The sequence below is a fragment of the Streptomyces sp. NPDC001770 genome (assembly GCF_053596135.1).
Map to the genome: position 1 here is coordinate 44,188 of NZ_JBSFFN010000024.1, position 20,616 is coordinate 64,803.

Consider the following 20,616-nt stretch of genomic DNA (forward strand, 5'->3'; position numbering starts at 1 on the left):
CTCGGTCACCCGCGTTTCCCCCACAGCAGGAGGAAGAACATGGCACGCAGACCGCTGTCCGCCGCTCTCGCCCTCGCGGCCGGAGTCGCCGCGCTGGTCGTCCCCGCAGGCGTCGGAGCCGGGACCGCCCAGGCCGCGGCCCCGGGCACCAAGGACGTCACCGCCGTCCTGTTCGAGTGGAAGTTCGCCTCCGTGGCGCAGGCGTGCACCAGCACCCTCGGCCCGGCCGGCTACGGCTTCGTCCAGGTCTCCCCGCCCATGGAGCACATCCAGGGCAGCCAGTGGTGGACCTCGTACCAGCCGGTCAGCTACAAGATCGCCGGGCGGCTCGGCGACCGCACCGCCTTCGCGAACATGGTGACCACCTGCCACAACGCCGGAGTGAAGGTCGTCGCCGACACCGTCATCAACCACATGTCGGCGGGCTCGGGCACCGGCACCGGCGGGTCCTCGTACACGAAGTACGACTACCCGGGCGTCTACTCGGTCAACGACATGAACGACTGCCAGTCGCAGATCAGCAACTACGGCGACCGTGCCAACGTCCAGAACTGCGAACTCGTGGGCCTCGCCGACCTGGACACCGGTGAGGAGTACGTACGCGGCAGGATAGCCGGGTACATGAACGACCTGCTCTCCCTCGGCGTCGACGGGTTCCGGATCGACGCGGCCAAGCACATGCCGGCCGCCGACCTCGCCAACATCAAGTCCCGGCTGACCAACCCGAACGCGTACTGGAAGCAGGAGGCCATCTACGGCGCGGGCGAGGCCGTCCAGCCCTCCGAGTACACCGGCACCGGGGACGTCCAGGAGTTCCGCTACGCCCGCGGCCTCAAGCAGACCTTCCTCAACGAGAACCTCGCCAACCTCAAGAACTACGGCGAGGGGTGGGGCTTCATGCCCTCCGCGCAGTCGGCGGTCTTCGTCGACAACCACGACACCGAGCGCGGCGGCGACACCCTCAACTACAAGGCGGGCGCCTCCTACACGCTGGCCAACGTCTTCATGCTGGCCTACCCGTACGGCTCCCCGGACGTGCACTCCGGCTACGAGTTCAGCGATGTCGACGCCGGACCGCCCAACGGCGGCCAGGTGAACGCCTGTTACACCGACGGCTGGAAGTGCCAGCACGCCTGGCCGCAGATCTCCTCGATGGTCGCCTTCCGCAACACCGCCCGCGGTGAGGCCGTCACCAACTGGTGGGACAACGGCGCCGACCAGATCGCCTTCGGACGCGGCGCCAAGGCGTACGTCGCGATCAACCACGAGACCTCCTCACTGACCCGGACCTTCCAGACCGGACTGCCCGCCGGCTCCTACTGCGACGTGCAGACCGGCAACGCCGTGGCGGTCAACTCCAGCGGGCAGTTCACCGCCACCCTCGGCGCCGACACCGCCCTCGCCCTGCACGTCAACGCCCGCACCTGCACCGGTACGGGCACCGGGACCGGCACGGACACCGCTACCACCGCGTCCGGGGCGACCTTCGGCGTCAACGCCACCACCAGCCTCGGCCAGAACATCTACGTCACCGGCAACCAGTCGGCCCTCGGCAACTGGGACCCGAACAGCGCGCTGAAGCTCGACCCGGCCACGTACCCCGTCTGGAAGCTCGACGTGGCCATGCCCGCCGGCACCTCCTTCGAGTACAAGTACCTCCGCAAGGACGCCGCCGGGAACGTCACCTGGGAGAGCGGCGCCAACCGCACCGCCACCGTGCCCGCCACCGGAAAGACCACGCTGACCAGCGACGTCTGGCGCAGCTGAACGACCAGGGGCGGGCCGGGGGTGCGGACAGACGCCTCCCGGCCCGCCCCTTTCCCGTGCCGCCCCCGCCGGGCCGGCCGTACCACCCCACCACCGTCCGAGGAGAACCCTCCGTGTCCCGAACCACCCTCCGCCGGGGAGCCGTCGCCGCGCTGTGCGCCGCGCTGCTGCCCGTCGTACCGGCGGCGTCCGCGTCCGCCGCGACCAGACCACCGTCCCCGCCCTCGGACGCGTCCCTCGCCAAGGAGTCGTCCCGCCAGGACCTCACCCGCGAGCAGTTCTACTTCGTCCTGCCCGACCGGTTCGCCAACGGCGACACCTCCAACGACAAGGGCGGCCTCACCGGCTCCCGCCTGGAGACCGGGTACGACCCCACGGACAAGGGCTTCTACCAGGGCGGCGACCTCAAGGGGCTCACCAACCGGCTCGACTACATCAAGGGCCTCGGCACCACCGCGATCTGGCTCGCCCCGATCTTCAAGAACCGCCCCGTGCAGGGCACCGGAGCCGACGCCTCGGCCGGCTACCACGGTTACTGGATCACCGACTTCACGCAGGTCGACCCCCACTTCGGAACCAACGCCGACCTGGCGAAGCTGATCGACAAGGCCCACGGCAAGGGCATGAAGGTCTTCTTCGACGTCATCGCCAACCACACGGCCGACACCGTCGACTACACCGAGAAGACCTACGGCTACCGGCCCAAGGGCGCCTACCCCTACCTCGACACCGAGGGCCGCCCCTTCGACGACAGCGACGGCATGGCGAAGGTGGACGCGGACTCCTTCCCGTACACCCCGAAGGTGACCGCGAAGAAGGTCCCGTCCTGGCTCGACGACCCGACGATGTACCACAACCGGGGCGACTCCACCTACGCCGGCGAGTCCACCGAGTACGGCGACTTCTCCGGGCTCGACGACCTGTGGACCGAGCGTCCCGAGGTCGTCTCCGGCATGGAGAAGATCTACGAGAAGTGGGTCCGCGACTTCGACATCGACGGGTTCCGCATCGACACCGTCAAGCACGTCGACATGGACTTCTGGACCCAGTGGGCGACCGCCCTCGACGCGTACGCCGCGAAGCACGGCCGCGACGACTTCTTCATGTTCGGCGAGGTCTACTCCGCCGACACCGCGATCACCTCGCCGTACGTGACCCAGGGCCGGCTCGACGCGACGCTGGACTTCCCCTTCCAGGAAGCCGCCCGCCAGTACGCCTCCCAGGGCGCCCCCGCCGCCGAGCTCGCCGCGCTCTACGCCGACGACTACCGGTACACCACCGACAAGGCGAACGCCTACGAGCAGGTCACCTTCCTCGGCAACCACGACATGGGCCGCATCGGGACCTTCCTGAAGCAGGACAACCCGAACGCCTCCGACGCCGAACTCGTCCAGCGCGACAAGCTCGCCAACGAGCTGATGTTCCTCGGCCGCGGCAACCCCGTCGTCTACTCCGGTGACGAGCAGGGCTACACCGGCGCCGGCGGCGACAAGGACGCCCGCCAGCCGCTCTTCGCCACGAAGATCGCCGACTACCTCGACGACGACCAGCTGGGCACCGGCCGTACGCACGCCTCCGACGCGTACGACACCACGCACCCGCTGTACAAGTCGATCGCCGCGCTCTCCAAGCTCACCAAGGACAACCCGGCCCTCAGGGACGGCGTCCAGACCGAGCGCTACGCCGAGGGCTCCGTCTACGCGTACTCCCGCATCGACGCCAAGCACTCCAACGAGTACCTCGTCGCCGTCAACAACGGCACCGAACCCCGGACCGTCGAACTCACCACCGAGTCCGCCCGGATGAACTTCCGTACCATCTACGGCGGTTCCGCCACCGTGCGCAGCGGCGCCGACATGAAGGTCACCGTCACGGTGCCCGCCCTGTCCAGCATCGTGCTCCGCGCCGACCAGCCCCTCGCCGCTCCCGCCACCAAGCCCTCGCTCACCCTGAAGGCCCCGGCGGCCGGCGCGACCGGCACCGTGGAGATCTCCGCCGACGTCACCGGCGGCCAGCTCGACCGCGTGGTGTTCGCCGCCCAGACCGGCAACGGGAAGTGGCGCACCCTCGGCACCGCCGACCACGCCCCGTACAAGGTCACCCAGGTCGTCGACGACACCGTCGCCGCCGGAACGCCGCTGCGGTACAAGGCCGTCGTCGTGGACCGCGCCGGCCGCACCGCCGGCGCGCTCGCCTCCACCACCGCGGGCCAGGCGCCCCCCGCCGCCAAGCCGGTGGCCGTGGAGCGCGACTACGCCGTGGTCCACTACAAGCGCGCGGACGGCGACTACACCGGCTGGCAGCTCACGTCCGGTGACACCACCGCCGGGTTCACCGGCCGCGACGCGTACGGCGCGTTCGCCTGGCTGAAGCTGGCGGAGGGCACCTCCACCGTCCCGTACACCATCGAGAAGGACGGCACCGCCGACGGCCCCGAGCGGACAGTCGACCTCTCCACCACCGGCCAGGTCTGGGTCACCCAGGGCGACGACGGCCAGGTCACCGAGGTCCCCGACGGCGCCGGCCCCTCCACCGACACCACCAAGGCCGTCCTCCACTACCACCGCGAGGACGGGAACTACGACGGCTGGGGCCTGCACACCTGGACCGGCGCCAAGGACCCGACCGACTGGGCCAAGCCGCTCCAGCCGGTGAAGAAGGACGCCTACGGGGTCACCTTCGAGGTCCCGCTCGCCGACGGCGCCACCTCGCTCAGCTACATCCTCCACAAGGGGGACGAGAAGGACCTCCCCAGCGACCAGTCCCTCGACTTCGCCGGCAAGGGCTTTGAGGTCTGGATGCTCGGCGGCACCGCCAACTACCTCCTCCCGGCAGCCGCCGGGGTTCCCGCCCCCGACCTGACCAAGGCCGAGGCGCAGTGGATCGACGCCGACACCGTCGTCTGGAAGGTCAAGGCCACCGCCGCCACCAGCCAGCAGCTCGTGTACGCGAAGAACGGCGGGATCTCCGTCGTCGACGGAGCGCTCTCCGACGAGGGCCAGTGGCTCCGCCTCAACCAGACGACTCTGACCGACGCGCAGAAGGCGAAGTACCCGCACCTCAAGGACTACCCGGCCTTCCAGGTCGACGTCCGCGACCGCGACCGGATCCGTGAATCCCTGCGCGGCCAGCTGATCGCCACCCAGCGCGCCGCCAACGGCGCCCTCCTCGCCGCCACCGGCGTACAGGTCCCCGGCGTGCTCGACAGCCTCTACCCCAAGGCCACCGGCGCAGCCCTCGGCCCCGTCTTCGACAAGGGCACGCCCACCCTCTCCGTGTGGGCCCCCACCGCCCGTACCGTCGCGCTCGAACTGGACGGCAGGACCTTCCCCATGCGCCGCGACGACACCACCGGCATCTGGTCCGTCAAGGGCACCAGGTCCTGGAGCGGCAAGCCCTACCGCTACGTCGTCCAGGTCTGGGCGCCCACCGTCCAGAAGCTCGTCACCAACAAGGTCACCGACCCCTACTCCACCGCCCTGACCACCGACTCCGCCCGCAGCCTCGTCGTCGACCTCGCCGACCCGAAGCTCGCCCCCGCCGGCTGGTCCACCCAGAAGAAGCCCGCCGCCGTCCCGATCAGCGGCGCGCAGATCCAGGAACTCCAGATCCGCGACTTCTCCATCGCGGACCCCACCTCGAAGCACCCGGGGGAGTACCTCGCCTTCACGGACACCGGCTCCGACGGCATGAAGCACCTCAAGGAGCTCGCCGGCTCCGGCACCTCCTACGTGCACCTGCTGCCCGCCTTCGACATCGGCACCATCCCCGAGAAGAAGTCCGACCAGCAGCAGCCCGCCTGTGACCTCAAGGTCTACGCCCCCGATTCCGCCCAGCAGCAGGCCTGCGTCACGGCCGCCGCCGCCAAGGACGGCTTCAACTGGGGCTACGACCCGCTGCACTACACCGTCCCGGAGGGCTCCTACGCCTCCGACCCGAACGGCACCAAGCGCACCGTCGAGTTCCGGGAAATGGTCCAGGGCCTCAACAACGCCGGACTGCGTACCGTCATGGACGTCGTCTACAACCACACCGTCGCCTCCGGCCAGGACGACAAGTCCGTCCTCGACCGGATCGTGCCCGGCTACTACCAGCGGCTCCTGGAAGACGGCTCCGTCGCCAACTCCAGCTGCTGCGCCAACACCGCGCCCGAGAACGCCATGATGGGCAAGCTCGTCGTGGACTCGATCGTCACCTGGGCCAAGCAGTACAAGGTCGACGGGTTCCGCTTCGACCTGATGGGCCACCACCCCAAGGCGAACATCCTCGCCGTGCGGAAGGCGCTCGACGCGCTGACCGTCGCCAAGGACGGCGTCGACGGAAAGAAGATCATCCTCTACGGCGAGGGCTGGAACTTCGGCGAGATCGCCGACGACGCCCGCTTCGTCCAGGCCACCCAGAAGAACATGGCCGGCACCGGCATCGCCACCTTCGACGACCGTGCCCGCGACGCCGTGCGCGGCGGCGGCCCCTTCGACGCCGACCCCGGCGTCCAGGGCTTCGCCTCCGGCCTCTACACCGACCCCAACACCTCCACCGCCAACGGCACGGAGGCCGAGCAGAAGGCCCGCCTCCTGCACTACCAGGACCTGATCAAGGTCGGCCTCTCCGGCAGCCTCGCCGGCTACACCTTCACCGACACCTCCGGCAACCAGGTCACCGGCGCCGGCGTCGACTACAACGGCCAGCCCGCCGGATACGCGGCCGCGCCCGGCGACGCCCTCGCCTACTCCGACGCCCACGACAACGAGAGCCTCTACGACGCCCTCGCGTTCAAGCTCCCCGCGGACACCCCGGCCGCGGACCGGGCCAGGACGCAGGTCCTCGCCATGGGCATCTCCACCCTCTCCCAGGGCCCTTCGCTCTCCCAGGCGGGCACCGACCAGCTGCGCTCCAAGTCCCTGGACCGCAACTCCTTCGACAGCGGCGACTGGTACAACGCCATCCACTGGAACTGCCAGGACGGCAACGGCTTCGGCCGGGGCCTGCCGCCCGCCGCGGACAACCAGGACAAGTGGTCGTACGCCGCACCGCTGCTGACCAACCCCAGCCTCACCCCCGGCTGCGCGCAGATCAACGGCGCGTCCGCCGCCTACCAGGACCTGCTGAAGATCAGGAGCACCGAGAAGGCGTTCGCCCTCACCTCCGCCTCCCAGGTCCAGTCCACCCTCGCCTTCCCGCTCTCGGGCAAGGACGAGACCCCCGGCGTCATCACCATGACCCTGGGCGACCTGGTCGTCGTCATCAACGCCACTCCCTCCGCCACCACCCAGAAGGTGGACACGGCGGCGGGCGAGAAGTACGCCCTGCACCCCGTGCAGGCGGCGGGCGCCGACCCTACCGTCAAGCAGTCCCGGTACGAAGCGGAATCCGGCAGCTTCACCGTCCCCGGACGGACCGTCGCCGTGTTTTCACATCGCTGACACCGACGGGCTACGGTGTGACCGCACGCGTCGGCGACGGAGCCGCAGCGGCCCGGCGTCGAGCACCGTAACTCCGAGGAAGAACCGGCCGGTCACGGCGCCGCCCCCACGGGAGGGGCGCCGGGGCCGGCCGGTCCGGTCGGGTGGCGGACCCCGGCCGCCCCGTCGGCGCACCAGGCCCGAGCACGCCGGACGGTGATGATGAAGATCGTGGGAAACCTGCCCGAGGAGACGAGCAGTTTCATCGGCCGCAACGTCGAACTCCTGCGCCTCGAATCCGCCCTGACGCCCTATTTCCTCGTCGGCCACCGGCTCACCCCGCACCGCATGACCACCCTCGTCGGCCCCGGCGGCGTCGGCAAGTCCCGCCTCGCCGGCCGTGCCACCCGCCTCGTCGGCCACCGCTACCAGGACGGCGTCCGCTGGGCCGACCTCTCCCCGCTCTACGACGACGACCTGCTGCTGCCCACCGTCTCCGACGCCGTCGGCCTCGCCGACCACGCCCTGCGGATGCCCGTCGACGCGCTCTGCGAATGGCTCGCCGACAAGAACATGCTGCTCGTCCTCGACTCCTGCGAACACCTGCGCGCCCCCACCGCCCACCTCCTCGGCGAACTCCTCACCATCGCCCCCGGCCTGACCGTCGTCGCCACCAGCAGACAGCCCCTCGGCGTCCGCGGCGAGAACGTCGTGGAAGTCCCCCCGCTGCCCTACGAGGGCGAGAGCGACGCACTCACCCTCTTCCGCGACCGGGTCCGCGTCTCGGCCCCCGGCATCACCTTCCGGCGCCCCGCCGACACCAGGGCCGCCGACGAGATCTGCCGCCGCCTCGAAGGACTCCCGCTCGCCCTGGAACTGGCCGCCGCCTCCGCCCGCCGCCACACCCTGCGCCAGATCGCCGACCGCCTCGGATCCCGCCCGGACGTCCTCAGCGACGACTCCCCGCGCCCCCGCCGCCACCGCGCCCTCATCACCACCATCGGCTGGAGCCACGAGCTCTGCACCCCGCTCGAACGCCTCCTGTGGGCCCGCCTCACCCCGCTCCGCGGCGACTTCGACGAAGAGGCCGCCCGGGAGGTCTGCGCCGGCGGGCCGCTCACCCCCGACGGGGTCACCGAAGCGCTGCGCGGACTCGTCGCCAAGTCCGTCGTGAAACGCGACGGCGGACGCCACCACATGCTCGACACCCTGCGCGAGTACGGCCGCATGTGGCTCGGCGAACTCGGCGAGGAGGAAGTCGCCGGCGCCGCCCGCCGGCACGCCGCCCGCTTCCTCCGCCTGGCCCGCCGCGCGCACACCGGGTGGACCGGCCGCGACCAGGTCGCCTGGTACCACAAGGTCTCCGACAGCCACCTCGACCTCTGCGCCGCCCTCGACCACCTACTCGTCCACGACGTCCGCGCCGCTCAGGAGATGGCCGGACGCGTCGGCTTCTTCTGGGCCTGCTGCGGCCACCTGACCGCCGCCCGGAGCTATGCCCGGCGCGCCCTGGAAGGCGGCCCCGTCACCGGACCCGACCGCACCCGGCTGCTCTGGGTCATGGGCGTCGCGGCGCTGCTCCAGGGCGACTTCGAAGCAGCCGAACGGCTCGGCGCCCAGTGCACGGCCCACGCCGAGACCGACGGCGACGACGAGGGCATCCTCAACTCCACCTATCTGGGCGGGCTCACCCACATCATGAAGGGCGAACCGCAGACCGCCCTCGAAGCCGCCGGCCGCGCCCTGAGCCTGACCGAGGCGAGACCGGTCGAATCCGCCTACCGCCTGCGCTGCCACCTCATCACGGTCTTCTCCCTCAGCGGCCTCGGCCGGCTCGACGAGGCGGCCGAGGCCGCCGCCGTCCTCAGGGCCGCCTGCGAGGTGCACGACGAGCACTGGACCCGCAGCTACGCCGACTACCAGCTCGCCCTGATCGCCCTGCTCCAGGGCCGCCCGGACGCCTCGGCCGCGCACGCCCGCACCATGCTCCAGGGCAAGCACCGCCTGCGCGACAGCTTCGGCATCGCACTCGGCCTGGACATCCTCGCCTCCGCCATCGCCGCCCAGGGCCAGGGCGCCCGCGCCGCCCGGGTGTACGGCACCGGGCAGGTGTACTGGCGGATGGTCGGCCACCCCCAGCGCGGCACCCCCGACATCGCCCCGGTGCGCGAGACCTGCGAGCGCCAGGCCCGGGAGGCCGTCGGCGACGCGGCCTACCAGCGCGCCTTCGAGAGGGGCCGTACCGAGAGCGCCGAGGCGGGGCTGGCCGCGGCGCTGTGGGGCGACTCCCGCATCTGATCCGCACCGGCGCGCGGCGGCGAGCGGTGAGACACGCTTGTGCGGCCGGGGCGCACCCGGTCAAGGTGGGCGACGACAATGCCCGCCCCACCCGCAACGGGAGCGCCTGATGCCCCACATCACCATCGACTACTCCGCCGGACTCGAGGACGCCTTCGACAGCCGGGGCTTCGCCACCGAGCTGCACCCGCTGATCGCCCGGACGATCACCACCTCGGCCGCGGCCTGCAAGACCAGGCTCCGCCGGGTCGAAGAGACGCTGGTCGGTGAGGGGGCCGTCGACGGCTCGGTCGTCCACGTCCTCATCGCCATACAGCCCGGCCGGACCCCGGAGGTGCGGGCGCAGCTCACCGAGTCCGTCCTCGCGCTGCTGGGTGAGCACCTCAAGCCGGCCGACGGGCTCCGGATCGACGCCTCGGTCGAGACCCGCGACCTCGACCTCTCGTACCGCAGGAACTGATCCCCCGGCTCGTCCCGCGGCGGACGCCCGTTACGGCTGCCGCTGCGGGGGGACGGCCGGCGCCCCGGCGATCAGCGTCCCGAGACGGGTGAGCAGCTCGCCGAAGGGGCCGTCCGGGGGCTCCTGTTCGAGGACCCGCAGCACGATGGAGGCCAGCTCCGGGTCGTACGCGGCGCTCACGGCTGCCAGCGCCGCGAAGTCGTGCACCAGCTGGAGTTCCAGCTCGGCGCGGGGGACGCGCTTGCCGTCCAGCCAGAGCAGCGCCGTCGCCTCGGCGAGCGACACCCAGGTGCGTACCACCAACTCCAACCGGGCAGAGGGGACCTCGACCTCGAGGTGGGCGAGTATCTGCTCGTAGGCGGCCTGCCGCACCCCGTCGATCATGGCGTTGGTGGTGGAGGAACCGGCCGCCGGGCCGCCCCGCATGAGCGCGGAGAAGCCGGGGCCGTGGTCCTCCACGAAGTCGAAGAACCGGCCCATCACCCTCAACAGCCGGGTGCCCAGCGGGCCTTCGTGCGGCTCCACGAACCGGTCCGCCAGTTCGTCCGCGGCCCTGCGCAGCGCGGCCTCGTAGAGGTTCTGCTTGCCGGGGAAGTAGTGGTACACCAGCGGCCGGGAGATGCCCGCGGCGGCGGCGATCTCGTCGATCGACACCTCGTCGGGGGAGCGACTGCTGAACAACTCCAGTGCGACGCCGATCAACTGCTGTCTGCGCTCGTCGACACCCATTCGGCGCCGCACCCCGGTGGTCATGCGAACAGCCTAACCGGGGTGCGGCGGACGGCGGGACCGGCCCGGCGAACCTACAGATCGAGGACCAGCCGCCCGCCCCGGCACCGGGAGACGCAGATCAGCATCGAGTCGGCGCGCTCCGCGTCCGTCAGCAGCTCGTCGCGGTGGTCGATCTCGCCGTCCAGAACCCGCTGTTGACAGGTGCCGCAGAAACCCTGCTCGCAGGAGTACGAGACATGGGGCAGCTCCTCGCGCACGGCCGCCAGCACCGACTGCCCGGCCGCGACGGACACCGTCCGGCCCGAGCGCCGCAACTCCACGTCGAAGCCGCCGGAATCCGCGTCGGTGCCGGCACCGGGCGCCTCGGTCCCGGTCGGCGCCGTGGGTGCTGCGGATGCTGTTGGAGCCGTGGGCGCTGCGGGTGCGAAGCGCTCCAGGTGCAGGGTGCACCCGTCCGGCAGGGCGCCGGCGACCGCGTCCATCAGGGGGCCGGGGCCGCACACGTACACGGCGGTCCCCGGCGCGAGCGCGGCGAGCGCACCGGCCACGTCCGGGTGCCCGGCGGTGTCCTGCGGGACGACCGTCACCCGGTCCCCGTCCGCGCCGAGCTTCTCGATCTCGTCGAGGAAGGGCATGGCGGCCCGCGACCGGCCCCCGTACAGCAGCCGCCAGGGCGCCCCGGACGCGGCGACCGCCCGCAGCATCGGCAGGACCGGGGTGATCCCGATGCCGCCCGCGACGAAGAGGTAGCCGTCCGCCCCGACCAGCGGAAAGCGGTTGCGGGGCGCCCGGACGCCGACCTCCTCGCCCTCGTGGAGCTGGGCGTGCACCTCCCGGGAGCCGCCCCGCCCGTCCTCGTCCAGCCGGACCGCCACCGTGTACGTCTCCGGGTCGGCAGGGTCGCCGCAGAGGCTGTACTGCCGGACCGCGCCGGAGGGCAGCACCAGGTCGAGATGGGCTCCCGGCTCCCACCGGGGCAGCCCGGGCCCCTCCAGCCGCAGCTGGACGACCCCCTCGGCGGGCGAGGTCCGCTCGGTGATCAGCAGCCGCCGGGTGGTGGTGGCACCGCGCCCCGCCCGCCCGGAGGTGGGTTCCTCCAGGGCGGGCATCGGCCAGAGCGGCGAGGCGGCGACCCGCTCGCGCAGTGCCCGCCGGGCGAGCAGCGCGGCACCGGCACCGGCGATCAGCAGCACGGTGCGGGGGCGGGGCAGGGGTATGGGCAGGGCCATGGGTCAGTGGTCTCCCGTCGTACGGGCCTTGGCGGCTGGGTGGTGTCCGGCCGTGATTCGCTGGACGCCGCCTCGTGCCGCGGGCGAGCGGGCGAGATAGTCGACGGCCTGGGCGGTGCTGCCGGTCCGCGAGGGGTGGTAGCGGCGGCTCAGGTAGTCGGGGACGGAACGCAGGATGTCCGCGGCCGCGGGCAGGGTGCCCTGCTTGCCGCAGGCGTGGAACGCCCGGAACGACGCCCGGCCGCCGGGGAGGTCCGGATCGTTCGCCACGAAGAAGCGGACCCCGCGCTGCCACAGGAAGACCATCGCGGAGAAGGCGGTGGCCCAGGTCCGCACCCGGCGCCGGTAGCCGCCGTCCACGTGCAGGAACACCTCGAACGCCACCGAGCGGTGCTCGACCTCCTCGGCACCGTGCCAGCGCAGCAGGTCCAGCATCGTGGGGTCGGCGCCCCGCCGGTCGAGGGCGTCCGCGTTGAGTATCCAGTCGCCGAGGAACGCCGTGTAGTGCTCGATCGCCGCGATCGTCGCGACCCGCTCCTTGAGCCACCACTCCCGCGCCCGCCCGGGCGGCAGGGTCCGGTCGCCGAGCAGCTTCTCGAAGAACCAGTCCACCTGCGCGGTGTACGGCGTCGGGTCGATCCCCAGCTTCTTCAGGTGCGGCAGGACGTCGTCGTGCGCCTGGGAGTGCACGGCCTCCTGGCCGATGAACCCGATGACGTCCGCGCGGAGCCGGTCGTCGCGGATGTACGGCAGCACCTGCCGGTACACATGGACGAACCAGCGCTCCCCGGCCGGCAGCAGCAGATGGAGAACGTTGATCGTGTGGGCGGCGAAGGGGTCTCCGGGCACCCAGTGCAGCGGGGTGTGCTCCCAGTCGAACGAGACGTTGCGGGGCTTGAGGGGTGCCCGCTCCGAAGTGACCGCCGCCGGCTCCTTGTTGGACATGGTGTCAATGTACTGACGAGTACGGCGCAGGAACAGATGCGTGCAGGCCCTTCCTCGGACCGGTCGCGGGTACGGACGCCCGAAGCCGGCCGCGGACGGCACGGGGCCCCGGCCCGCGCGGTGCGAATCCGCGCGGACCGGGGCCCCTTTCGTGCGACATCCCTGTCAGGGTGCGTACTTGTAGCCCACCCGACGGACGGTCTGGATCGAGTGGCGGTGCTGGGCGCCGAGCTTGCGGCGCAGCCGGGCGACGTGGACGTCCACGGTCCGGCCGTCGCCGACGTGACCGTAACCCCAGACCGTGGTCACCAACTGGTCGCGGGTGTGCACCCGGTGGGGGTGGGCGACCAGGTGGGCGAGGAGCTCGAACTCCAGGTAGGTGAGGTCGAGCGCCGCACCGTCCACGGTCGCGATGCGCCGGGTGGAGTCGATGAGCACCGGACCGTCCGGCGCGGACGCGGCGGGCGCCTCGCGCACCACGGCCTGCGGGACGAGCGCGCCCTGCGGGAGCGCTCCCGCGGCGAAGGGCCGGGCGTCCGGGAACGCGCCGGCGAGAGCGGCCTGCTGGTCGGCCGGTACGAGGACGAGGTAGCCGATCATCGGCGGCCGCCCCGGCAGGGTGGGCAGGGAGTGCTGAGGTGCGGGCAGCCAGGTGGCGCCCGGCGGCAGGAAGTCGGCCATGTCGGTGAGCCGGACGACGTCGTCACGGTCGACGGCACGGAGCCGGCGGCTGGGGGAGTGGGTGCGGGCGGTGGTGGTGGCCGCAGCGGGGGCCGCCGGTGCCGCGGTGGCGGCGGAGGCGGAGAGAGTACGGGCGTTCGCCATGAGGGTCAGCTCTTTCGCGCGAGGAGTCGTCGAGGGACGTACGTCGTGCGCGCGGGCCGAAGACCGGGGTGAGCGGCTTTAGAGGGCCTGCGCGTTCCTCGCGCGGCAACACACCCGGTCGAAGTCGTGGTGCTGACGGGAAGGCCAGAACGGCTCAAGGTCGCTGCGACCCGATGAGGTGTACTGGAGACCGGCCATGGGCCCATTGAAGCAGAGAATGGGGCGCGGCAGCAGTCTCCTCTCACCCGTCGATACGGACCCTTTGCGTCGCGCTTCTCACACCCGGCCCCCGGACCGCGCCCGCACCCGCCCTGACCTGCCCCGACTCCTCAGCCCACCAGCCGCTTCCGCCAGTCCGGCACCGGCAGTTCGATGGCCTTCGACGGATTGCCGTCCCACTCCGCGGTCAGTCCGGCGTCCCGGAGCGCGGCCGCCACCTCGCCTCCGACCGCGGTGGTGGTCTCCTCGGAGTCGTCGAACCCGCCGTAGTACAGGGCGAGTCCATGGCCCGCCGCCGCGCTCGCGGTGCCCTGGGAGTGGAAGAAGACGAAACCGCGCGCCGACTCGTCCTCCGCCCACACCTCGCCCATCCCGCAGGAACGGCAGCAGGTGAAGTTCTGCCGGGCGGTCAGGCCGGCCGCCCCCAGAACGGCGAACGCCCGCTCCAGCCGGTCGGCGTCGCTCACCCCCGTCCACCGCTCCTGCTCCTCCACCCGCTCCAGCCAGAGCCGCTCGACGACGGCCCGCGCCTGCTCCGGGGTGACGGGCGACACCTTGTCCTCCGTCAGGCAGTCGGCCGCCCACTCGGTCAGCGTCTCCACCGTGCCGAACCCGCCCCGCAGTTCGCCCCGCACGGCCTCCTCCAGGCGTGCCAGGACCTCCGGTTCCGGAGCGGGTACGGGCTCCGCCTCGGGCAGCCCCAGGGACTCCCAGCCGATCCCCGCGTCCCACTCCTCCTCCTGCCGCGCCCAGCCGGCCATGGCCTCGGCGACCCGCTCCGGGGCGGACATCTCGGCCCGGTAGTGGTCGGCGGGGCCGCCCGCGCGGTACTCCAGCTCGTACGGGCCGTCACCCTCCTGCCAGACCTGCACGAACCGTCCGGGCCGGTCCGGCACCCGCTGCACCACCAGGAACCGGTTCTTCGGCCCGCCGATCCCGAGCACCAGGTCCGTCAACTCGTCCGCCGTCGGGCGCGTGTACGTCTGCTGCCCCTCGGTCTTCACCTTGATCTCCAGCATGGGGCCACTCTGGCACGCACCACCGACAGCGCCTCGCCCGCAGGCCGGTAACCTGCCCGCAGAGCGCGCCGACGACGGCCCGCGCGCCGAACGAGGGGTGGGCGACCGGTGATCCGGGACCTGTACAACGTCCGGTGGCAGCCCGCGGAGGGCGCCCCCACCCCCCTGACCGAGGACGAGGAGCGGCGGGCCCGGGCCACCCTCTTCCACGACCTCGGCACCGTGATCGCCGAACGCGGCTGGGTCCGCTTCCCCGCGTACTCGCCGGAGGAACGCCGCCGGCTCGTCGACGTCGCGCACCGGCTCACCGAACACTGGGGACAGCGGGTCCACGTCGTGGCCGAGGACCAGTGCGCGCTCCGGCTCCACCTGGACGGATACGGCACGCTGCCGTCCGTGTGAGGGGCGCCCCGTACTCCCGTACGGACGACGAGAAGGCGCCCGCCGGGATTCCGGTGGGCGCCTTCTCGTCGTACGGGGAGGTGCGGGGGGATCAGCCCTGGTCGGCCTTCTCCAGCGCGGTGCAGCAGGTGTCGACGATCAGCCGCGTGACGACGTAGGGGTCGACGTTGGCGTTCGGGCGACGGTCCTCGATGTAGCCCTTCTGGTCCTGCTCGACCTGCCACGGGATGCGGACCGAGGCGCCGCGGTCGGAGACGCCGTAGCTGTACTCGTTCCACGGGGCGGTCTCGTGCAGACCGGTCAGGCGCTCGTCGATGCCGGCGCCGTAGTTCTTGACGTGGTCGAGCGGCTTCGAGCCCTCGCCCAGCGACTCGCACGCGGTGATGATCGGGTCGTAGCCCTCACGCATCGCCTTGGTGGAGAAGTTGGTGTGCGCACCGGCGCCGTTCCAGTCGCCCTTGACCGGCTTCGGGTCGAGGGTGGCGGAGACGTTGAAGTCCTCGGCGGTGCGGTAGAGCAGCCAGCGGGCGACCCACAGCTGGTCGGAGACCTCCAGCGGGGACAGCGGGCCGACCTGGAACTCCCACTGGCCGGGCATGACCTCGGCGTTGATGCCGGAGATGCCGAGACCGGCCTTGAGGCAGTTGTCGAGGTGCTTCTCGACGATCTCGCGGCCGAAGATCTCGTCGGAGCCGACACCGCAGTAGTAGCCGCCCTGCGCGGCCGGGAAGCCGCCCTCGGGGAAGCCGAGCGGACGGTGGCCCGCGAAGAAGGTGTACTCCTGCTCGATGCCGAAGATCGGCTCCTGCGAGGCGAAGCGCTCGGCCACCGGGCGCAGCGCGGCACGGGTGTTGGACGGGTGCGGCGTCATGTCGATGTTGAAGACCTCGCACAGCACGAGGACGTCGTCACCGCCGCGGATCGGGTCCGGGCAGGTGAAGACCGGCTTCAGCACGCGGTCGGAGGCGTGGCCCTCGGCCTGGTTCGTGCTCGAACCGTCGAAGCCCCAGATGGGCAGCTCCGCGCCGTCGGCCAGGATCCGCGTCTTCGAACGCAGCTTGGCGGTCGGCTCGGTGCCGTCTATCCAGATGTACTCAGCCTTGAACGTCACGGAAGCCATCCTTTGCGGGTGCTGCGAGGTCTATGCGCGCAGCTTGGCAAGACGCGATTTCCCATCCGTTGCCCCAATGTGAACCCCGTGTTACCGACGTTTTCCGTGCGTGAACAGCGTCACAGCCACGGGCCGCCCCGGCCTCCGGCGCCCTTGGCCTTACGGGTACGCGCCGCGACGGCGGCCGCGTGCCCCGCCACTCGTACCCCCGGGCGAGCTCGTCGTATACGGGGCCGCGCTCACGGGCCGCACCCCGGCCGGGCGGCACACTGGTACCCATGACGACTTCCGCGACCCCCCTGCGCATCGGGCTGCTCGGCACCGGACCGTGGGCCCGCAAGACCCACGCCCCCGCCCTCGCGGCCCACCCCGGCGCCGAGCTGAGCGGGGTGTGGGGCCGCCGCCCCGAGGCGGCGACCGCCCTCGCCGGCACCCACGGAGTCCCTGCCTTCAGCGGGGACGACGGCCTCGACGAACTGCTCGCCGTCAGCGACGCCGTCGCCGTGGCGCTGCCACCGGACGTACAGGCCCCGATCGCGGTCCGGGCGGCTGCCGCCGGATGCCACCTCCTGCTCGACAAGCCGGTCGCCACCACCGCGGCTGGCGCCCACGAGGTCGCCGGGGCCGCCGACCGGGCCGGCGTCGCCTCCGTCGTCTTCTGCACCCTGCGCTTCGCCCCCGCGACGGCCGCCTGGATCGCCGAACAGGCAGCGCTGGAAGGGTGGTTCACCGCGAGCGGCCAGTGGCTCGGCGCGCTCTACGCCCCCGGATCCACCAGCGAGTACGCAGCCTCCCCGTGGCGCCGCGACAAGGGCGGCCTCTGGGACGTGGGCCCGCACGTCCTCTCCGTGCTCCTCCCGGTCCTCGGCGACGTCACCGCACTGACCGCCGTCCGGGGCCCGTCCGACACCGCGCACCTGGTGCTCCGCCACACCTCCGGCGCCTCCAGCACCGCCACCCTCGGCCTCGCCGCCCCGGCCGGCGCGGCCGGCACCGGCATCGAACTCCGCGGTGAGCACGGCGTCGCCACCCTGCCCCGCTGGGGCGGCGCCCTGGACGCCTTCGCCGGAGCGGTCGACGCGCTGGCGGAAGCCGTACGCACCGGAGTACCGCACCCCTGCGACGTACGGTTCGGGGCGCGCCTGACCGAGCTGCTCGCGGAAGCGGAAGCGCAGCTGGGCCCGGCGGACCGCCCCTGAAACCCGGCGGACCGCGGGTCCCGGGTTCGGTCGCCGCCGCGCGCCGGGCGGCCGGGGAGGCCGGTGAGCCGCTCGACGCGGAACACCGCCCCGTCGGCCGCCTGACCGACATCGTGATTCCCCTCACGGAACACGTGAACTCGACGGCTGACTACCGGAGTCGGAGTGCGCCGCTCACTCCGTACGCCCCAACGCCTCCCGTACGGCCTCCTCCGAGCGCCCCACCACGGCCGTGCCGTCGTCCGCGGTGATGATCGGCCGCTGGATCAGCGCCGGTTCGGCGGAGAGCGCCCCGATCCAGCGGTCGCGTTCCGCCGCCTCCCGGGGCCAGTCGCCGATCCCCAGCTCCTTCGCCACGGCCTCCCCGGTCCGGGTGATGTCCCACGGCTCCAGCCCGAGCCGGTCCAGCACCGCCCGGATCTCGTCCGGCGTCGGCACGTCCTCCAGATACCTGCGCACGGTGTACGACGCCCCCTCCGCGTCCAGCAGCGAAACGGCGCTCCGGCACTTCGAGCAACGCGGATTGATCCAGATCTCCATGGGGCCGAGGATACGGCGGAAGCGGCCGGGAGGAGGCAGTGAAATCCCCTCTGGCCAGGGGCGATTGTCAGTGCGAGGCGGTAAAATGGAGGTAGTTCGTGAGGGTTCCACCACCGCGCCAGGAGGTTGCCGATGGCCGTTGCCGCAGTCACGACCAAGCCGCTCGACCCGACGCTCCACGACCCGCTCCGACCGATGCTCCCGTTCGCCGCGCCGACGCCCAAGAGGGCGCTGCCGCCGGGCCGCCCCCGGGAGTGGTACATCGCCCACAACCGCCGCCTGAAGGCCATGCGGCTGACGATCGCCCTGCTCGACTCGGGCGTCTACCAGCCCTCCAGCGCCAGCAACCACCGCATCCGCCGCGCCGCCGAGCGCCTCGGCATCCACCCGCCGTCCGACCTCACCTGCCGCATGGTCCGCACCTTGATCCGCTACGGCCGCTGACGGCTCCGTTCCACAGGAGGCCGTGCCCCGCAGCCCCCGCTCTCCGGGGGCGCGGGGCACGGTCGTCCGGCCGCCGGCCGGTTGTCGGCGGTGGCTGACAGACTCCCGGCATGTCACTCGCCACCCTGACCTTCGACAACTGGTGTGCCCTGGACGGGGCCACCGCGCACCACCGTGCCGAGGAGGCCGCCCGCCGGGTGGGCGGCACCCTGGCCGAGTGGGAGAGCGACCCGGCGCGGGGCCGGGTCCCGCACCGCGCCGTGATCGAACGGGGCGGACAGCGGTTCGCCCTGATACCCGGCGGCGAGGTACGCGTCGGATTCGACCTGGCCGCGTGGAGCCCGGGCCCCGAGCAACTCGCCTCCTACCGCGCGGAGTCCGTCGCGGGCGGCTTCGGTTTCGACGCCGACCTCTCCGTCCACCTGGCCCGGTTCCTGACCCCCCGCCGCACGGTCACCCTCCCCACCGTCCTCATGGCGGTGGAGGCCGAGCCGCTGCCCGACGTCCCCGCCGAGGTCCCCGGTCTGCTCGCCACCCGGGGCCTGCGCCCGCCCACCCCCGACGAGTGGGAGCACGCCTGCGGCGCCGGCGCCGAGACCCTGTTCCGCTGGGGCGACACGTATCCCTCCGACTGCTCGCCGTACGGCAGCGGGACCGGCCCGCACCGCCTGCCCAACGCCTTCGGCCTGCACATCGGCTACGACGTGTACGAGGCCGAGGTGACCGCCGACCCCGGCCACGTCCACGGCGGCGACGGCGGCGAGGCCGTCTGCGGCGGCTACGGCACCTTCCTCGGCTGGCTGCCCCTGGCCACCGCCAACCACAACCCGGGGATCGCGGAGTTCCTCCAGACACCCGACGGCGAGGACCTCTACGAGGACTTCTCCGTCCGGCCGGTCATCGAGCTGGGCTGAGGGGCCGCGTCCCTTCCGCGGCCGGGAGGCTGTCGAGGGCGACGCGGGCTCGTCGGCGGCGCACCCGGCCCGGCCTCCGGCCTGACGACGGCACTCCGACGAGACGCCCTACGGCCGTGCCCGCGTGGGCAGGGTGAGGATTTCGGCTCCGTCGTCGGTGATGGCGATGGTGTGCTCGGTGTGCGCGGTCCGGCAGCCCGTCGCGCTGCGCAGCGTCCAGCCGTCGGCGTCGGTGACGAGGGTGGCGGTGTCGGCCATGACCCAGGGCTCCAGGGCGAGAAGCAGTCCGGGGCGCAGCTTGTATCCGCGGCCGGGGCGTCCGGTGTTCGCGACATGCGGGTCCTGGTGCATGGTCGAGCCGATGCCGTGACCTCCGAACTCGGTGTTGACCGGATACCCCGCCTCGGTGAGGACCGTGCCGATGGCGTGGGAGAGGTCGCCGATGCGCGCCCCGGGCCTGGCGGCGGCGATGCCGGCGGCGAGTGCGCGCTCGGTCGTCTCGATCATCAGAGCGCTCTCCGCATGGCCGCCCTTGCCCACCAGGAAGCTGATCGCGGCGTCCGCGGCCACCCCGCCCTTGACCACGGCGAGGTCGAGAGTCAGCAGATCCCCGTCCGCCAGCGTGTAGTTGTACGGGCGCCCGTGGAGCACCGCGTCGTTGACGGCCGTGCAGATGTAGTGTCCGAACGGGCCGCGCCCGAAGGAGGGCGCGTAGTCGACGTAGCAGGACTGCGCTCCCGCCTCGATGATCATTTCCTTGGTCCACTGGTCGATGTCCAGCAGGTTCGTTCCGGCCGCGCTGCGCCGCTTCAGCGTGTGCAGGATGTTTCCGACCAGAGCGCCGGTCTCTCTCGCCCGCTCAAGCCGCGTGTAGTTGAGGATCTCGATCATGGGGGGACCTCTCACGTGCTGCTTCCAATAACTATACCGTTCTAACTTTACCGGTATGAGAATGGGTGCACGCTCAGGGGCCGCTGACCCCGCGGGGCGGAGCACGGACGGCGTCCTGGTGCCCCGCCCCGTCGGACCCGGGGCATTCGCCGGGGACGGTCCGGGACGCGTCAGGGGCCTCCCGGCGGCCGGAACCACGCAAGGCCAGACCGGACGAGG

General features: G+C 72.1%; 16 protein-coding genes. 8 read left to right on the plus strand and 8 right to left on the minus strand.

Annotated elements, in window-relative coordinates; genetic code table 11:
• The first annotated feature begins 39 nt into the window (after window positions 1-39).
• From ACWCSV_RS21490 to ACWCSV_RS21505, 4 genes are all read left to right on the plus strand, one after another.
• Window positions 40-1,767 carry a carbohydrate-binding module family 20 domain-containing protein gene (locus tag ACWCSV_RS21490; protein WP_451144510.1) on the plus strand — a complete coding sequence of 576 codons (1,728 nt, stop codon included), beginning with the start codon at window positions 40-42 and terminating at the stop codon, window positions 1,765-1,767.
• Window positions 1,768-1,880: 113 nt separating this feature from the next.
• Window positions 1,881-7,190 carry a pullulanase-type alpha-1,6-glucosidase gene (gene pulA / locus ACWCSV_RS21495; protein ID WP_451144512.1) on the plus strand — a complete coding sequence of 1,770 codons (5,310 nt, stop codon included), beginning with the start codon at window positions 1,881-1,883 and terminating at the stop codon, window positions 7,188-7,190.
• Window positions 7,191-7,391: 201 nt separating this feature from the next.
• Window positions 7,392-9,467, plus strand: a complete 2,076-nt coding sequence (locus tag ACWCSV_RS21500) for an ATP-binding protein (protein WP_451144514.1) — start codon at window positions 7,392-7,394, stop codon at window positions 9,465-9,467.
• 109 nt (window positions 9,468-9,576) lie between these two features.
• Window positions 9,577-9,927 (plus strand): 5-carboxymethyl-2-hydroxymuconate Delta-isomerase, encoded by a 351-nt coding sequence (locus ACWCSV_RS21505; RefSeq protein ID WP_451144516.1) that lies wholly within the window; start codon window positions 9,577-9,579, stop codon window positions 9,925-9,927.
• Window positions 9,928-9,957: 30 nt separating this feature from the next.
• Here ACWCSV_RS21505 and ACWCSV_RS21510 read toward each other — a convergent pair whose 3' ends face one another.
• The 5 genes from ACWCSV_RS21510 to ACWCSV_RS21530 form a co-directional block, all read right to left on the minus strand.
• A complete protein-coding gene (locus ACWCSV_RS21510; protein WP_451144518.1) occupies window positions 9,958-10,680 on the minus strand; it encodes a TetR/AcrR family transcriptional regulator in 723 nt (240 codons plus the stop codon).
• 50 nt (window positions 10,681-10,730) lie between these two features.
• Window positions 10,731-11,876, minus strand: coding sequence for a PDR/VanB family oxidoreductase (locus ACWCSV_RS21515; RefSeq protein WP_451144617.1), 1,146 nt, complete (start codon window positions 11,874-11,876; stop codon window positions 10,731-10,733).
• 15 nt (window positions 11,877-11,891) lie between these two features.
• Window positions 11,892-12,833, minus strand: a complete 942-nt coding sequence (locus ACWCSV_RS21520) for a metal-dependent hydrolase (protein ID WP_451144520.1) — start codon at window positions 12,831-12,833, stop codon at window positions 11,892-11,894.
• Between the two features lie 165 nt (window positions 12,834-12,998).
• Window positions 12,999-13,658, minus strand: coding sequence for a winged helix-turn-helix domain-containing protein (locus tag ACWCSV_RS21525; RefSeq protein ID WP_451144522.1), 660 nt, complete (start codon window positions 13,656-13,658; stop codon window positions 12,999-13,001).
• A gap of 329 nt (window positions 13,659-13,987) precedes the next feature.
• Window positions 13,988-14,896, minus strand: coding sequence for a DUF6891 domain-containing protein (locus ACWCSV_RS21530; RefSeq protein ID WP_451144524.1), 909 nt, complete (start codon window positions 14,894-14,896; stop codon window positions 13,988-13,990).
• Between the two features lie 108 nt (window positions 14,897-15,004).
• Here ACWCSV_RS21530 and ACWCSV_RS21535 point away from each other — a divergent pair, with 108 nt between their 5' ends.
• On the plus strand, window positions 15,005-15,298 hold the full coding sequence (locus ACWCSV_RS21535; RefSeq protein ID WP_451144526.1) for a hypothetical protein: 294 nt from the start codon (window positions 15,005-15,007) through the stop codon (window positions 15,296-15,298).
• A gap of 91 nt (window positions 15,299-15,389) precedes the next feature.
• On the opposite strand, the gene glnII is transcribed toward ACWCSV_RS21535, so the two are convergent.
• Complete coding sequence (gene glnII / locus ACWCSV_RS21540; protein WP_451144528.1) at window positions 15,390-16,409, minus strand: glutamine synthetase; 1,020 nt, start codon at window positions 16,407-16,409, stop codon at window positions 15,390-15,392.
• A 278-nt stretch (window positions 16,410-16,687) separates the two neighbouring features.
• On the opposite strand from glnII, the gene ACWCSV_RS21545 reads away from it, so the two are divergent.
• Complete coding sequence (locus tag ACWCSV_RS21545; RefSeq protein WP_451144530.1) at window positions 16,688-17,608, plus strand: Gfo/Idh/MocA family protein; 921 nt, start codon at window positions 16,688-16,690, stop codon at window positions 17,606-17,608.
• Window positions 17,609-17,782: 174 nt separating this feature from the next.
• Here the strand turns inward: ACWCSV_RS21545 and ACWCSV_RS21550 are convergent, their stop codons facing one another.
• Entirely contained in the window at window positions 17,783-18,148 is a 366-nt protein-coding gene (locus tag ACWCSV_RS21550) for an ArsC/Spx/MgsR family protein (protein WP_451144532.1), read from the minus strand.
• A gap of 132 nt (window positions 18,149-18,280) precedes the next feature.
• Between ACWCSV_RS21550 and ACWCSV_RS21555 the strand changes: the two genes are divergently transcribed.
• Both ACWCSV_RS21555 and ACWCSV_RS21560 read left to right on the plus strand, forming a co-directional pair.
• Entirely contained in the window at window positions 18,281-18,592 is a 312-nt protein-coding gene (locus ACWCSV_RS21555; RefSeq protein WP_451144534.1) for a hypothetical protein, read from the plus strand.
• 110 nt (window positions 18,593-18,702) lie between these two features.
• Window positions 18,703-19,506: a hypothetical protein gene (locus tag ACWCSV_RS21560; protein ID WP_451144536.1), complete on the plus strand. Its 804-nt coding sequence runs from the start codon at window positions 18,703-18,705 to the stop codon at window positions 19,504-19,506.
• 108 nt (window positions 19,507-19,614) lie between these two features.
• Here ACWCSV_RS21560 and map read toward each other — a convergent pair whose 3' ends face one another.
• A complete protein-coding gene (gene map, locus ACWCSV_RS21565) occupies window positions 19,615-20,397 on the minus strand; it encodes a type I methionyl aminopeptidase (protein ID WP_451144538.1) in 783 nt (260 codons plus the stop codon).
• Window positions 20,398-20,616: the final 219 nt, after the last annotated feature.